The sequence below is a fragment of the Deinococcus roseus genome (assembly GCF_014646895.1).
Taxonomy (GTDB): Bacteria; Deinococcota; Deinococci; order Deinococcales; family Deinococcaceae; genus Deinococcus_C; species Deinococcus_C roseus.
On record NZ_BMOD01000030.1, the window covers coordinates 21,283 to 36,446 of the forward strand.

16 protein-coding genes are annotated in these 15,164 nt (G+C 57.3%); 7 read left to right on the top strand and 9 right to left on the bottom strand.

Annotated elements, in window-relative coordinates; genetic code table 11:
* Positions 1–70: 70 nt before the first annotated feature.
* Together IEY52_RS22890 and IEY52_RS22895 are read left to right on the top strand one after the other, a co-directional pair.
* The gene (locus IEY52_RS22890; protein ID WP_189007587.1) at positions 71–1,045 is read left to right on the top strand and encodes an aldo/keto reductase; all 975 of its coding nucleotides are present in this window, start codon (positions 71–73) and stop codon (positions 1,043–1,045) included.
* Positions 1,046–1,499: 454 nt separating this feature from the next.
* On the top strand, positions 1,500–2,966 hold the full coding sequence (locus IEY52_RS22895) for a nitronate monooxygenase (RefSeq protein ID WP_229684930.1): 1,467 nt from the start codon (positions 1,500–1,502) through the stop codon (positions 2,964–2,966).
* A gap of 81 nt (positions 2,967–3,047) precedes the next feature.
* Here IEY52_RS22895 and glyS read toward each other — a convergent pair whose 3' ends face one another.
* The 6 genes from glyS to IEY52_RS22925 form a co-directional block, all read right to left on the bottom strand.
* The gene (gene glyS / locus IEY52_RS22900) at positions 3,048–5,111 is read right to left on the bottom strand and encodes a glycine--tRNA ligase subunit beta (RefSeq protein ID WP_189007590.1); all 2,064 of its coding nucleotides are present in this window, start codon (positions 5,109–5,111) and stop codon (positions 3,048–3,050) included.
* Positions 5,108–6,016: a glycine--tRNA ligase subunit alpha gene (locus IEY52_RS22905; RefSeq protein WP_189007593.1), complete on the bottom strand. Its 909-nt coding sequence runs from the start codon at positions 6,014–6,016 to the stop codon at positions 5,108–5,110. Before IEY52_RS22905 ends, glyS begins: the two co-directional genes overlap by 4 nt.
* Before the next feature lie 304 nt (positions 6,017–6,320).
* A complete protein-coding gene (locus IEY52_RS22910) occupies positions 6,321–6,572 on the bottom strand; it encodes a hypothetical protein (protein WP_189007596.1) in 252 nt (83 codons plus the stop codon).
* Positions 6,573–6,842: 270 nt separating this feature from the next.
* The gene (locus IEY52_RS22915) at positions 6,843–7,154 is read right to left on the bottom strand and encodes a hypothetical protein (RefSeq protein WP_189007599.1); all 312 of its coding nucleotides are present in this window, start codon (positions 7,152–7,154) and stop codon (positions 6,843–6,845) included.
* Between the two features lie 54 nt (positions 7,155–7,208).
* Positions 7,209–7,628 (bottom strand): hypothetical protein, encoded by a 420-nt coding sequence (locus tag IEY52_RS22920; RefSeq protein WP_189007602.1) that lies wholly within the window; start codon positions 7,626–7,628, stop codon positions 7,209–7,211.
* Entirely contained in the window at positions 7,628–8,152 is a 525-nt protein-coding gene (locus IEY52_RS22925) for a hypothetical protein (RefSeq protein WP_189007605.1), read from the bottom strand. Before IEY52_RS22925 ends, IEY52_RS22920 begins: the two co-directional genes overlap by 1 nt.
* A 413-nt stretch (positions 8,153–8,565) precedes the next feature.
* On the opposite strand from IEY52_RS22925, the gene IEY52_RS22930 reads away from it, so the two are divergent.
* From IEY52_RS22930 to IEY52_RS22945, 4 genes are all read left to right on the top strand, one after another.
* Positions 8,566–9,501 carry a M12 family metallopeptidase gene (locus IEY52_RS22930; RefSeq protein WP_189007609.1) on the top strand — a complete coding sequence of 312 codons (936 nt, stop codon included), beginning with the start codon at positions 8,566–8,568 and terminating at the stop codon, positions 9,499–9,501.
* Between the two features lie 111 nt (positions 9,502–9,612).
* Positions 9,613–10,128 carry a hypothetical protein gene (locus tag IEY52_RS22935; RefSeq protein WP_189007612.1) on the top strand — a complete coding sequence of 172 codons (516 nt, stop codon included), beginning with the start codon at positions 9,613–9,615 and terminating at the stop codon, positions 10,126–10,128.
* A 93-nt stretch (positions 10,129–10,221) separates the two neighbouring features.
* Positions 10,222–10,608 (top strand): response regulator, encoded by a 387-nt coding sequence (locus tag IEY52_RS22940; protein ID WP_189007615.1) that lies wholly within the window; start codon positions 10,222–10,224, stop codon positions 10,606–10,608.
* Between the two features lie 255 nt (positions 10,609–10,863).
* Positions 10,864–11,307 carry a hypothetical protein gene (locus IEY52_RS22945; RefSeq protein ID WP_189007618.1) on the top strand — a complete coding sequence of 148 codons (444 nt, stop codon included), beginning with the start codon at positions 10,864–10,866 and terminating at the stop codon, positions 11,305–11,307.
* Positions 11,308–11,424: 117 nt separating this feature from the next.
* Here the strand turns inward: IEY52_RS22945 and IEY52_RS22950 are convergent, their stop codons facing one another.
* Entirely contained in the window at positions 11,425–12,501 is a 1,077-nt protein-coding gene (locus IEY52_RS22950; protein ID WP_189007621.1) for a sensor histidine kinase, read from the bottom strand.
* 98 nt (positions 12,502–12,599) lie between these two features.
* A complete protein-coding gene (locus IEY52_RS22955; RefSeq protein WP_229684931.1) occupies positions 12,600–13,274 on the bottom strand; it encodes a response regulator transcription factor in 675 nt (224 codons plus the stop codon).
* Between the two features lie 39 nt (positions 13,275–13,313).
* Between IEY52_RS22955 and IEY52_RS22960 the strand changes: the two genes are divergently transcribed.
* Complete coding sequence (locus tag IEY52_RS22960; protein WP_229684932.1) at positions 13,314–14,483, top strand: NAD(P)-binding domain-containing protein; 1,170 nt, start codon at positions 13,314–13,316, stop codon at positions 14,481–14,483.
* Positions 14,484–14,497: 14 nt separating this feature from the next.
* On the opposite strand, the gene IEY52_RS22965 is transcribed toward IEY52_RS22960, so the two are convergent.
* The gene (locus IEY52_RS22965; RefSeq protein ID WP_189007628.1) at positions 14,498–14,971 is read right to left on the bottom strand and encodes an SRPBCC family protein; all 474 of its coding nucleotides are present in this window, start codon (positions 14,969–14,971) and stop codon (positions 14,498–14,500) included.
* Positions 14,972–15,164 lie beyond the last annotated feature (193 nt).

The window sequence follows — 15,164 nt, forward strand, 5'->3', positions numbered from 1 at the left end:
CACTGCACGGAGCACCTTCTTTGCACCCTCCAACTGCACCATCACACGCAATTTTGAAAGGACAACTTGCATGCAATACACCAGACTTGGAAAAAGTGGCCTGAAGGTTTCCCGCATCTGTCTTGGCACCATGACCTATGGTGATCCTGGCTGGCGCGACTGGGTTTTGAACGAGGAGCAGAGCCGCCCCTTCATCCAGCGGGCCCTGGAAGCCGGAATCAACTTTTTTGACACCGCAGACATGTACTCGCTGGGCAAGAGCGAAGAGGTGGTGGGCCGTGCTTTAAAAGACTTTGCCCGCCGTGAGGATGTGGTGATTGCCACCAAGGTCTACCAGCCCATGAGCGCTGGGGTCAACGACCGGGGCCTGTCCAGAAAGCACATCATGGAGGCGGTGCATGCCAGCCTGAAGCGTCTGGGCACCGATTACATCGACCTCTACCAGATTCACCGTTATGACCCGGAAACCCCGCTGGAAGAAACCCTTTCTGCTTTGCATGATCTGGTGAAACTGGGAATGGTGCGTTACATCGGGGCCTCAAGCACCTACGCCTACCAGCTTGCAAAAAGCCTGTATCTGGCAGACCTGAAAGGCTGGACCCGGTTTGTCTCCATGCAGAACCACTACAACCTGGTTTACCGCGAGGAGGAACGGGAAATGATTCCCCTGTGCATTGAAGAAGGCATCGGGGTGATCCCCTGGAGCCCACTGGCACGGGGTTTCCTGACCGGGAACCGCAAGGGGGGAGAGGCCCAGTCCACCCGTGCAAAGAGCGACGCTTTTGCCCACAGCCTGTATGGCAGCGAGGCCGATTACCAGATTGCAGAGCGGGTGTCTGAAGTGGCAGAACGCCTGGGGGTGTCTGCGTCTCAGGTGGCGATTGCCTGGATGCTGTCCAGACCGGGCATCACTGCGCCCATTGTGGGGGCCAGCAAGATGCCCCATCTGGAGCAGGCCATAGCTGCGCTGGACGTGCAACTTTCTGCAGAGGACATTGCGTCTTTGCAGGAGCCGTACCAGCCCAGAGCTGTTGCCGGAATCTGAGTTTGCTGCCCTGCTTGCCTGACCCCTGCGAAATTGCAGGGGTTTGTTTTTTGTTGGTGCAGGATGGATGCTTTCCTGTGGTTTTGATGCTGTCTGGTTCAAAGGCTTCCATGACACCTGCAGACATGCTGCTGGCTCAGGGCATTCACAATGATGATGTGGCTTGCCGTTTTGCGGCAGAGCGTTCATCCTGCTGGTTCCCAGAGCGACCCACCAGCAAACCCTGGAGCGGCCCAAAAAGGTGTGGGTGTCTGTGGGTGTCACCCGGTAATGGTCGTGTAATGCCTGTTGGGTAGGCTTCAGGCGAAAGGTCAAGCGACACCTGTTCCCAGGACATCTGGCAGCCTCATGCTGTTCCCGGATCATTTTGCACAGCTGGCCTCACCACAGGACCAGATTCGTCCAGGCAGGACCTTGCTGTCTGGACCTCTGCTTCAGGATCAAAGGAGTTGTCATGCCCCACAAAGGTCTTCTGAATTCACAACCTTCCCCTTCATCCAGCCCACCCTCTTCTGACCTCCGGCATGCTGAATTGCCCCGCATCATTCAGGGAGGCATGGGGATTGCGGTGTCCAGCTGGGAACTTGCCCGTGCGGTTTCGCAGGCTGGACAGCTGGGGGTGGTGTCAGGCACCAGCCTCGACACCGTGATGGTCAGACGGCTTGCAGATGGAGATCCAGGAGGACACATCTGGCGTGCCCTGCAACACTTTCCAGATCCAGACCTGGCCCGCAGCATCCATCAGAAACACCACCGTCCAGGGGGAAGAACAGCGGGCACACCCTATCCGGTCTTGCCGCTCAGGCAGAACCTGGAGCCTTCAGACCTGGACCTCCTGACGGTGATGGCCACCTTTGTGGAGGTGTGGCTGGCCAGGGAAGGGCACACCGGGAAGGTGGGCATCAACCTGCTCACCAAGATCCAGACCCCCACCCTGCCAGCCCTTTACGGTGCGATGCTGGCCGGAGTGGATGTGGTCCTGATGGGGGCCGGAATCCCCAGAGACATCCCGGAAGCCCTGGAGCGGCTTTCCCATGGACAGGCGGCTTCCATCCGTCTGGAAGGAACGGATTTCAGGCTGGAATTTGACCCCCAGAGGGCCTTCGGAAGACATTTTCCGGTGCAAAAGCCCCAGTTCGTCCCGATCGTTTCTGCCCACACGCTCGCCCAGATGCTTTTCCGTTCCTGTCCAGGGGGGATCCAGGGTTTCATTGTGGAAGGTCCCACTGCAGGAGGACACAATGCACCTGCCAGAGGCAAAGCCCAGGATGAACAGGGGCAGCCGATCTATGGTGAACGGGACCGGGTGGACCTTGGGGTGCTCAGGGACCTGGGTTTGCCTTTCTGGCTGGCCGGAGGAACCGGATCCCCTGCGGGTCTTCAGCATGCCCTCTCGGAAGGGGCCAGGGGCATTCAGGTGGGGACCCTCTTCGCCTACAGCCAGGACTCTGGCCTCACTTCAGGGCTCAAAAAGGCCGCTCTGCAACAGGTGCAGCAGGGCACCCTTGAGGTGTACACCGATGCCAGGCTGTCGCCCACCGGATTTCCCTTCAAATCGGTGCAACAGGCAGGCACCCTCAGCGACCCGCAGGTCTACGAGGGGCGAACACGGGTTTGCGATCTGGGCTACCTGCGCCAGACCTACACCACCCCGGAAGGCAAAGTGGGTTTCCGCTGTGCCGCTGAGCCTGTGGACCTCTACCTCTCCAGAGGAGGAAAACGGGAAGACACGGTGGGCAGAAAGTGTCTGTGCAACACCCTTTTTGCCAGTGTTGGTCTGCCCCAGGTGCGCAAAGGAGGTGAGGTCGAGGCCCCCCTTTTGACTGCAGGGGACGATCTGGCCCACCTCAAACCCTTCCTTGACCTGTACGGGGTGAATTACACTGCCCGTGATGTGCTGAACTACCTTTTGCAGGCTTGAGGCTGGTCTGTGAAGGGCCAAAAAGCAGCACCGTGTAAAAACGGTGCTGCTTTTTGCCTGAAGAGGAAGCTGGACGATTGATTACAGCAGTTCGAGTCTGGCCAGACCCTGCACGGCCTGTCGCACCTGTGCCAGGGCAGCGAGGCGGTTGCTGCGCAGTTGCTCGTCTTCCACCATCACCATCACATCGTTGAAGAAGGCGTCCAGGATGGGTTTGATCAGCACCACCTGACGGATCTGGGAATCCAGGGGCAGTTTGCTTTCGGTGACTTCAGAGATGTCCCAGGCCGGGAAGGAGGCTTTCGCCGCGTTCTGCAACTGGATGCTGGAGTCCTGCAGTTCGGAAAGGGCGGCAAAGAGGGCACGTTCAGCGTCGTGCTCTGCAAGGTCCAGACGGACTTCGCTGACCTCCACCTCCCTGGAAAGGTTGGCTGCGCGTTTGTACAACGTGGCGAGGTCTTCAAATTCGGGTTGCTGGGAAAGCTCTTTCAGCAGGGCAATTCTCCAGGCTGCGCCATAGAAGTTGCTGGCGGCTTCACGGGCGGCCCGCACGGTCTGCACGCTGTACCCGGCAGAAGTCATCAGGCCCGAGAAACGCTCCCACAGGAAGGTTTCCAGCTGATTCAGCGAGGCTTCGCTGACCTCGATGTTCTGGTTCTGGTAGACCTCTGCTGCAGTTTTCAGCACATCCAGCAAAGCCACTTCAAACCCGAAAGCAGCAATCAGGCGCACAGCACCAATGCCCAGCCTTCTCAGCCCGAAAGGATCTGCACTGCCCGAGGGGGCCTTGCCCACGGAGAAGAACCCGACCAGGGTGTCCAGACGGTCTGCCAGGGACAGCACTGCGCCTTCCAGGGTGGCTGGAAGTTCGGCTTCTGCCGTGACGGGTTTCACGCCCTGTTCCAGCGCATCTGCCACTTCTGGGATGCGGCCTTCGTTCAGGGCGTAGGCTTTGCCCACCACTCCGGCCAGATCTGCGTACTCGTAAACCAGCTGGGTGGCAAGGTCTGCCTTGAAGACTTCCGCAGCCTGAGAAACCACCCCGGAGTCTGCCCCCAGCAGTGCAGCCAGCTTCTGGGAAAGTTCACGCAGGCGGGTCTGCTTGTCCAGCATGTTCCCCAGACCCTTCTGGAAAGCCATGCCAGAAAGGCGGTCCCGGTGTTCCAGCAGGGTTTTCTGGGTGTCGTTGTTCCAGAAGAACAGTGCATCTGACAACCGGCCATCGAGCACCTGCACGTACCCCTTCATGGGCACGGACACGTCAGGCACACGGTTGTTGGAGATCACCACGAAACCGTTCACCAGACGGCTTTCGCCTTTGACCGGGAAGTAACGCTGGTGCACCATCATGGTTTCGGCCAGCACTTCATCAGGCAGTTTCAGGTATTTCTCGTCAAAGCGGCCCAGGTAGGCGGTGGGATACTCCACCAGGTTGACGATTTCACCCACCAGATCGGCGTGCCATTCCAGAGCCTGGCCTTCTTCCAGTGCTCCTTTTGCGGCTTCGATCACCGCGTCATGGCGTTTCTGCTGGTTGGCAATCACATAGGCATCAGAGAGTTGCTGTTCGTAAGAGGCAGGGCTCTGGATGTCAAACGGGGTGGGGGCCATGAAGCGGTGCCCCTTGGTGGTGCGGCCTGCGGTCAATCCGGCCACCTCTACAGGCAGCACTTCGCTGTCCAGCAAAGCCACCAGCCATTGCACGGGGCGCACAAACTGGCAGTCTTCCACGGCACCCCAGCGCATCTTGCGTTTTGCTGGCAAATCGCGCACCACGTTTGCCAGCAGCTCTGGCAGCAGTTCTGCAGTGGTTTTGCCTTCATCGGTCAGGGTGACGTAAAAATAGCCGTCTTTCTCGGTCAGGTCCGAGAGGGTCTTGCTGATGCTGCCTGCAAAGCCCTGGGCGGCTTTTTCCCCGGCTTTCACGCTGGGTCCACGGCGCTCGGTGACCTGACGCTCCTGGCGTTCGGGCAGACCAGACACCCGTGCAGCAAGGCGGCGCGGCGTGGAGAACAGCTCAATCTGGTCAAACTGCAGACGGGCCTGCTTCAGGCGTTCTGAGAGCAGGTTTTCCAGCCCTTCACGGCCCTCATCCACATAGAAGGCTGGCAGTTCCTCGGTGCCAATTTCAAACAAGAGAATCATTTTTGCACCTCCTGGCTGGCCTGTTTCTGGGCTTCTTTGTTGTTCTCATGGTCCACGTAGGCCTGGGCGGCTTTTGCAGCAATTTTGCGCACCCGGCCAATGTAAGCCTGACGCTCTGCATGGGAGATGCTGCCGGAAGCGTCCAGCAGATTGAAGCAATGGGAAGCCCGCATCACGAACTCGTAACCGGGGTACACATGACCGGAAGCCAGCAGGCGGTTGGCCTCTGATTCGTAATTCTCGAAGTTCTGGCGCTGCAGGTCCTTGTTCACCCCGTTGAAGTTGTAATCACTGTGCTGCCACTCGAAATCCCGACGGATGTCGCCCATCAGGACCGGAGGCGCTCCGGTGATTGGTGGCGGAGCGTACTCCAGATCAAAGGCATGGTTTTTCCCCTGCAGGTACAGCGCGATGCGCTCCAGACCGTAAGTGATTTCTGCCGTCACAGGGAACACGTCGATGCTCCCGACCTGCTGGAAGTAGGTGAACTGGGTGATTTCCATGCCGTCCAGCCACACCTCCCAGCCCAGGCCCCAGGCCCCCAGGGTTGGGCTTTCCCAGTTGTCTTCCACAAAGCGGATGTCGTGCTTGTTGGGGTCGATGCCCAGGCGGTACAGGCTCTGCAGGTACAGTTCCTGCACGTCGCTGGGGTTGGGCTTCAGAATCACCTGGTACTGAAAGTAGTACTGGAAGCGGTAGGGGTTCTCGCCGTAACGCCCGTCTGCAGGTCTGCGGCTGGGGGCCACATAAGCGGTGCGCCAGGGTTTCTTGTCCAGGGCACGCAAAAAGGTCGAGGGATAAAAGGTTCCTGCCCCCACCTCGGTGTCGTAAGGCTGGGTGATCACGCAGCCGTTCTCGGCCCAGAATTTGTCCAGTTCCAGAATCAGGTCCTGAAAGTATTGCATCCGTTTCTCCTTTGCATCTCTCACCGGAAAACAAAAAAACGTCCCCAGGTGGCTTGAAGTTCCACCTGGGGACGAATGCTGTCATGTGTAACAGGACACCCGCGGTCCCACCCCAGTTCCCGAAAATTTCGGGCACTTTTATGCAGTTGTTTTGCTCCCCGTCGCCCTTCCTGTGGCTCTGACCGTCAGGCTCACACCGTCCCTGACTCGCTGGGGCTGATCGCCACAGTACTCCTACGGATCAACACGGTTTCAGTATAGGAAGAAGCGCCCGAAAATGCAAAGCCTGTGGGTGCAGGGGCGTTTATTTGTTCAGATACTCGATTTTGCGGGACTCCTGGGCTTTGCCTCCCTCTTTGAGCAGTGTGGTGCGGGTGAGCCAGTTGCCATGTGCATCCAGCTGGTATTCCACACTGACGAAATCGTAGGTGCTCAGCAACCCCTGTGAATCGTAGCGGAATGTTGTGGATTTTTCTTTGCTGGAAGTGGAGAAGACAGTGGTTTCTCTGACTTTAAGGCCCTGCGAATCATACTGATAGGCGGTTGTTACAGTCAATTCTGGGGTTACACCACCAGGAAATTGATCAATATTTCTGATAAGCCGATCTCCCTGATAGGTATAAATGGTTTTGGAAGAAATCTGCCACTTTTAATTTTTGTCAGGGTCATATCTTATTTCTGTGATGGTGTCTTTGTCGTAATCGCATGCGAGATAATAAATATACTCGGCTTTTTTATCGACTTTCAATCTATAAGTACTGGCCTTAACTGGTCGTCCTGCTGCATCGTATAAGTATTCGGTATATTGGTTTTCATAATCACCATACTACTCGCTGTAACGAACCATGCGTTCATTTTGGTAGATGTAGTTTTTGACGGCAACTTTCTCATGGGATGAGACCCTGTAAGCCATATATGAAACAACTTTGCCATTTCGAAGTGTCCAATCCTCCGCGTATGCTGCATTCAAAGACTTTCCATTTTCATCAATGATGATGGTTTTGTAGTCATAAACACTCTTGACCAGGCGGGGCTCTTTGAGCCCCAGGTCGAACAGAGGCGTTTCAGGCTTTTCAACACACTGGGCTGTGGCCATACAAGACAAGCAGGCCAGCAATACAATCGGGATCCATTTCATGGAATTCAGTATAAGGGCATTGCTTCCATGTTTTCTAAAAGCCTGACCCCCTGCTCACCGCACCCACTCCCGTTTCAAATCAAATTCCTCCAGCAGCCTGAACACCTCGTCTTCCCAGCGGCGTTTGATCAGGCAGCAGCACCCTGCACCAGGGTGGTCTTTGCTGGGAAGCACATACAGTGCGTGTGTTCTCTCCAGGGCCACCCGGTCCAGAATCTGCCTCAGCAGGCTGTTTTGCCGCTCCTGAGAGGAATACACGGTTTCTTTGGACACGTAAATGTCAAAGTTCCGGTAGGCATAACCCACCAGATCGGCAGCAATGGGCTCAGGACCCTCCGGGTGAAAGAACTGGTGGATGTCGGCAAGGCGGGCAAAGTAATCCATCTGCCATCTGGACAGACCCTGAATGCGGAAGGTGGGCAGGTGGTCGTGTTTGAAAGGGATTCCAGCGGTGGCGGGGGTCAGTCGGGTCATCAGAACTCCAATCTCGCAATGCGGCTTTGCATGCCCTGAACTTCGGTTTCAGAGAGGGTTTTGCGGGTGAACATGGACAGGTAAGGCAGCAAACTGTCCCAGGTGACGATCTTCACACTGTCGATTTCCCATTCACGGGTGACACTGGCGGAAAGGCTGCGGCTTTTCAGTTCAGCAGGTTCGATGAGCTGCCTGAACACCATCACGGCATGAACACGATGCCCCAGACGGGTTTCCAGCGAGGCGGTGCCCTGCTGGACCAGGGCCACCTGCGGCATCAGGTTCTGGTCGTTCACGATCAGGGATCTGGGATTGTGCAGGATCACCCCGGCGGTGTCCTGCAAGAACAACACAAAACACCCTTGCCCGGCAATCAACACGGTGCAGGAATGCAGGTGGTCAATCTGGATGTTTTCCAGCACAACCCACTTGCTGCGCAGTTTGCTCAGGGTCTCCTGCAACAGGCCAGCCCTGGGCAGCAACTGCTGGGGAAGGGTTGTGAGGGGTTTTCGCCTGAAAAACACGTTGAACGGCCTGCCTTCCTGGGAATGGAAAGGATCAGGGAACGTCGTCTGGGAAAAAGCTGGGGCAGAGAGGGCGAAAACCGGAAGTGAAGTCGGTTCCTGCAGCAGGAACGCTGGACTTAGAGTAAGTTTTACACCCTTTCAGAAGTCTGAACGGAAGGGGTTGTTTAGATGGGTCTGGACTGGAGTGCTGGATGTTGTCGTGTTGCGCTGGGTGGGCAGGCCTGAAACTTGAAAATTTCCAGAGCCTGACCCAGAAGCCCTTTTCGTGATTTTGAAATGCCTCTGAACACCCCTTTAAAGCGTTCAGGGTTCGTTCAAAGGTCTTTCAGGGGTGGTGTTCTAAAGTTTAAGCATCAAAAGGGAAGCACGCACACTCCCCTGAAATCCAGAGCACCACCCAGGAGAACACCATGAAAACCAGCAAAATGAACCCCGGAAAACTGTTGATCGCCACCCTGACCCTCAGCCTTGTCCTCGCCTCTTGTGGAAAACCTGCCGTGCAGGAAAAAGCCGAAGACATCAAAACCCAGACTTTCAGCAACGGAGAGACCTTCAATTACCGCGTTCTGGACGGCCTGATCATCTCGGATGACATCATCGTGGGAACCGAGCAGGAATTCTCTGGCATGGTCAGCAAGTACGAAGAAATTCTGGTGGCCAGACAGGACCCCGAAGCGCAGAACAACAAGGTGAGTCCGCAGGGCGTGGGCATCATCAAGAACTGTGACATCACCTTCTTCTTCACCACCTGCCAGGACTCCCGCTGGAAAGACGGCAAGATCTACTACTCTGTAGACAACACCTTCACCCAGACCGAGAAGCAGTCCATTGCGGTGGCCCTGGCAGACTGGAACATGCGGGTGACCGGAGTCAAGTGGATTTACCAGCCTGCAGCAGCCAACCGGGTGGCCTTCACCCGCGAAACCGACCCCAACGCTTGCGGTCACAGCAGCATCGGGTACAAGGGGGGCGTGCAACAACTTCGCCTGCAATGCTTCAGCCAGGGTGTGGTGCAGCACGAGATGGGCCACGCAGCAGGCCTCTTCCACGAGCAGAGCCGTTGCGACCGCGACAACTATGTGACCATTCAGTGGGCCAACATCAAGAGCGGTTACTCTGGAAACTTCAACAAAGCTTGCGGAAACACCGTCAGCGATTACGGAGCCTACAACTACAACAGCGTGATGCACTACGGGGCTTACGGTTTCAGCAGCAACGGCAAACCCACCATCGTTCCCAAAAACGGCGTGGCCCTGAGCGCCATCGGACAGCGGGTGGCCCTGGATGCCGGAGATGTCTCTGCCCTGAACAAGATGTACGCTGCAGGAACCGTCAAGTATTTCTGAGAAGTGCTGCTGATCCCGATTTGCCCACGCCCCTCCCGGTTCCAGACTGGGAGGGAATTTTCCTCATCATCCCTCCACCCGGATGCTCCTGATGCCTGCTATGGTGAAGCCATGCGCCGGATTTTCAATGTTTTGCTGACCGCCGGAGGGCTGGCCACAGTGCTCATGGGCTGCGCTCCAGTCCTGATCAATGCCCCCACCACTGTGCAGGGCAACCAGGAACGCCAGTACACCTACCAGACCCTGGAATTCACCGGGAAAGGTTCCGGCACCTTCACCAGTGCCGATTACCGCATGGTGCTGGTGCTCCGCCAGGAAGACCTGCAGGTGCGGGGCGTTTTTTACAACATCTCTGGCAACAACAATTACGATGTGTCGGGTTACGCCCTGAGAACCAGTGGCAAGCTGGATTTCAACCTCACCCTCTCGCAGGGGGCCGGGGCAGGCACCTCCTACCAGAGCAAAGCCGAGGTGCTGGGCAACGAATTCAGGCTGTTTGGTGCTGGATGGAGTGCCGGAACCACCGTCAAAGCCCAGTTGATTGGGACCCTGACCGACCACACCTTTGAAGGCAAACTCAAAGTGATCCTCAGCAACTACAGCGTGATCATGCACCTGCAAGACTGAGTTCCCGGCTGGGCCTTAACAGGATGTTAACACCCTGACTTTACCCTACAGTCAGAACAGTCAGACCTCCTGAGGGTTCGGAAGCGAGGATTCATGAAAAACATTGTGCTGCTGGGTGATCTCTCTGTGAATGCCCTGAGGATGCAACTTTATTTTGAAGACCATAACATGGCCGTGATGCTTTGCACCCAGACGGATGCACTGGAGGGTTTTCCCGTCCCGGATGCCCTGATTGTGGAGGTGCAGGACCGCTTGCGCCTGAAAGAGTGGCTGCCTGCATTGCGGTCCAGCTGGGACATCCCCATCCTGCTGCTGGCCTCCCGCCTGGACCGCACGAAAACCGCTCAACTGCTGGACCTGGGAGCAGACGATTGCGTGTACAAACCTGCCGATCCTGCAGAAGTGCATGCCCATTTGCAGGCCCTGTGGCGGCGTTATCCGCTGTCTTTGCAGCACAGACAACCCACAGAAATGCTCTGAACCCTTCACCTGACCTTGTGCTTTGCTCCACCTTGACAGAAACCCTGCAAAGCGACCATCTGTCAAGTGCTTTTCTCCTTTCTTGCCTGACCAGAGCGGATCATCATGGAAACAGGACCTTTGCGAAACTTTTACAAGCCTGTTTCTTGCTGGTCAGGGGGGTTGCGCCTGCCAGAACACCCCAGAGGTGGCATGATGATTCTGAATTTTCCTGCTGATTTTCACAGAACCTGCCTGCAGAAGGGCAGGTGACACATGTCTGGGATTGCACTGCAAAAACCCCTTCCCAGACCGCGCCGGGACCACCGCACCTTCTGGGCGTTGTTCTCCATTGGACTGGTGATCCTGATTGCCATGATGGGCCTCCCGGTGGTCAACACTTTTCTGGCCACCAGCAGTGACTTGAGTGGCACCTGGACCTGCATGAGCACCTGCCCCAAAGCCACCTCGTTCACTTTGCGTGGGGGAGGGGTGTACCGGGAAGCCGATGGCAAAGTGGAGCAGATCGGTTACTGGAAGTGGAAGGTCCGCAGTGGCCTGTTGCTCAAAGCCCGCACAGAAACCCAGAAACCCTTCAAATGGCTGTTCTTCAATTCCATGCTTTACCCCACCGTGCAATTCCGCTGGTGGACCGGAGCCCCGCAGTTCTGCGTGGATGAGAAACGCGTCTGGTGTTATGTGAAATCGGAAGGGTTTTAGCAGGATTCAAAGGGTGTCAGCAGAGGGGGGTCCATGCCCTCCTTTTTTGGTGTGGGTTCAGAACTTCCAGCATGTGGCCTTCCTGTCCTGACGGTTCTGGGCAATTCACATGCACGGTCACATGTGCAGCGGCAGCCACACCATCACACAGGCCCCACCCTCCGGGCGGTTGGTGGCCTGCACGCGCCCTCCATGCAGTTCCACCAGCGATTTCACCACACTGAGACCCAGACCGCTCCCTCCGGTGTGGCGGGAACGGGAGGCATCTGTGCGGTGGTAACGCTGGAACACCCGCTCTTCTTCGCCTGCTGGAAATCCCGGTCCCTGGTCCAGCACCTGCAAACAGGCAAAAGGCCCGTCTTGCTGCAGGTGAATCTGGATGCCGTGAGACCCGCCATGCACGGCAGCGTTCTGGCACAGGTTGCCCAGGATTTGCCTGAGCCTGGAAGCATCCACCCGGACCTGCAAAGGTGCTCTGGGAAGCACCAGTTCGATGGATCCCTGCAGGTGCAAAGCCGTGCCAGCATGCCAGCCCTGCACCCAGGCTTTCAAGTCCAGCACCTCTGGCTTCAAATCCAGTTGACCCACCTCTGAGAGGGACAGGATTCGCAGGTCTTCGGTCAGGCGACCCAGAGCCAGCACCTGTTGCAACAGCAACCCCACGGCTTCATCGTCCAGGGGCAAGACCTGATCCAGATGGGCTTGCAATCTGGCCTGCAACACCGCCAGAGGGGTGCGCAGTTCATGGGCAATTGCGGCGGTGCTGTACTCCCGTTCCTGCTGCAGGTGCTGCAATTGCTGGCTGAGGTGTTGCACATCCTGCTGCAACTGGCCCACCTCTCCGCTGCCTGTGGGGTTCAGGCCTGTGATGCGCAGGTTTCCCTGGGCAAGGGTGCGGGCGGCACGGGACACCTGTTGCAGGGGGCGCACCAGGTGTTGCTGCACTTTTTTCCACAACCAGAACAACAGCAGCAAAGGAAGCAAGAGCATCACCAGCACATACCAGGGCAGGTCAAAATCCAGGGTGGGATCTGTTCCCTGCTGCAAAGCCTGCCAGCGCTGCTCAAAGACCTGCCTTACCCCTGCAGGCAAAGACTGCACCACCAGATGCAATTCGGTTCGCACCACAAACAAAATCAGCACCATCACACTGAGGCTGCTGAGCAGCATGGCCCCGGTCAGCAGCACCACCACCTGCCCTGAAATGCTGTGAAAAAAGCGGCTTTTATTCTTCGCTGGTTGCACAGTTTCTGGATGCACAGTTTCTGGATTCACAGTTTCTGGATTCACAGTCATTGGATCCACAGGCGGTACCCCACCCCACGCACGGTTTCCAGCATGCCCACAATGCCGTGCTGTTCCAGTTTGCGCCTGAGCGTGCCCATGTGCACGTCCACGGTGCGTCCCAGGGCGTCGCCTTCCCAGCAACGTTCCAGCAGCTCCTCTCGGCTGAAGGTGCGTTGCGGATGGCGGGCCAGCACCTCCAGCAGGCGGTACTCGGTGAGGGTGAGGTGCACCCGTGTTCCAGACACCTGCACGTTCATGGCCTGCAGGTCCAGTTCCAGCTGGCCCAGACGCAGGGCCGGGGTGGGTTGTGGCTGGGAGCGGCGCAGCACAGCATGCACCCGCAGCACCACCTCGTTGGGGTCAAAAGGTTTCACCACGTAATCGTCTGCCCCCAGCTTCAAACCCAGCAGTTTGTCCAGCTGTTCACTGCGTGCCGTGAGCAAAATCACCCGCACGTCCTGTTGCGCGGTTTGCAGGCGCTTCAGCACCTCCAGGCCGTCCAGTTCGGGCAGCATGATGTCCAGCAGGATCAGGTCGGGTTTCCAGGTGTGCGCCAGTTGCAGGGCCTCTTTACCAGAGCTGGCCCGCTCGGTGTGAAAGCCTTCCCGCCGCAGGTAGGCTTCCATGATGCTTGCGAGGCTGTGTTCGTCTTCCACCACCAGGATGCGGGCTGCTTGCATGGTTTTCAGCATACCCGTTGTGGAGGATGCGGGCGTGCAGTGCCCACAATCCTGCAGCGCGCCTCCCGGTACCATGATCCCATGGCCAGCAACCAGCAGAACCCCACCCGTGTGTTTCCTCCTGCAGGTGTGTCTTTCAAAACGGACATTGTGGTGATCGGGGCCGGACAGGCCGGGCTGTCTGCGGCCTACCACCTGAAACAGGCTGGTCTTGCACCCGGACGGGGTTTTGTGGTGCTGGATGAAAACCCTGCTGCAGGAGGGGCCTGGCAGTTCCGCTGGCCTTCTTTGACCCTCAGCACGGTGAACCGGATTCACGATCTGCCCGGGCTGGCTTTTGCAGACACCCTGGAGTCCAGACAGACCAGCGTGCAGGCCAGCCAGGCGGTGCCGCATTACTTTGCCCTGTACGAAGAGCGGTTTCAACTTCCGGTGTACCGGCCTGTGCAGGTGCAGAGCGTGACCAGCCATGGGGAACGCCTGAAAATCAGCACCGACCGGTTTTCCCTGCTGGCCCAGGGCATCATCAATGCCACAGGCACCTGGAATGCCCCTTACGTCCCGGACATTCCGGGAAGGGAGCGTTTTCAGGGCAGGCAACTGCACACCCACGATTACCACACAGCAGCAGAATTTTCAGGACAGCACGTGGTCATTGTGGGAGGTGGGATTTCTGCTTTGCAGTTGCTGGATGAAATTTCACACGTCACCCGCACCACCTGGGTGACCCGCCAGGAGCCGTGGTTTCGCAGCGGGGTTTTCGATGAAGAGGCCGGAAGGGCTGCAGTGAAACAGGTGGAAGACCGGGTGCGGCAGGGGCTCTCTCCAAAATCGGTGGTGTCGGTGACGGGTTTGCCTTTCACACCAGCAGTGCAGGCCATGCAGGAAAGGGGAGTGTTGCACCGTTTGCCGATGTTCAGCGCCATCACGGAACAGGGGTTGGTGTGGGACGATGGCCGTGAATTGCAGGCCGATGTGATTTTGTGGTGCACCGGGTTTCGCAGCAGCCTGGACCATCTGGACCCCCTGTTTTTGCGAGAAGAGGGGGGAGGCATCACCCTCACAGGAAGACTGGCCACCCAGGTGGCCCGGGACCCCAGGATTCATCTGGTGGGCCATGGTCCCTCTGCTTCCACCATCGGGGCGAACCGGGCAGGACGGGCAGCAGCATCAGAACTCATAACCCAGCTGAATTTGCCATCCAGGTGAACCCAGAGAGAGATTCAGAACCCTTTCTGGGTGCGTCCTGCAGGCATGGAGCCACTTTCTGGCTGCAGGCCCTCTTCCAGAATTTCAAACATCCGCCCGAGTTGCACACCGCTGGCTTCCAGCAACTCGGCTTTCTTGCCCCTCAGGAACAGCAGATCAAATTTGCTGCCATGCAGGCTGGTTTCCTGTTCAAAGGCCCACAGATCTCCATCCTGGGTCAGGGTGCGCTTGATGACCAGCTGGGTGCCGCGCAGGTAGGGGATGCTGACCACAAAACTTTCCAGCATGTGGCAGGAGACCACCTCGAAGGGCACCTGTCTGCCCTCTTTGTAAAAAAGCGTTCCTTTCACGTGTTGCCGGAAAGGCCCTCCCAGTTCCATGCGTTCCAGTGTGGGATCCCAAAGGGGCCAGTTCTGGGGGTTGCTCCACAACTGCCAGACGGCCTGGGCTGAAGCATGGGTGCTCGCTGCATAGGTGCTGATGTGCATGGGGTCCTCCTTGAAATGCCATGTGGAATGAAGTGACCATAACAGATTTCTTACAAAAAGGCGAGCCACCTGTCTGGTTTACCGGTCAACATGAATTTTCTTTCAGAAAGTCGAAGGGAGGAGAGGCTTTAAGCGCAGGGAGGCACCCTCTACTGCTTTTGTCCCTTTCAAAAAACACTGTTCTGAGACCAAA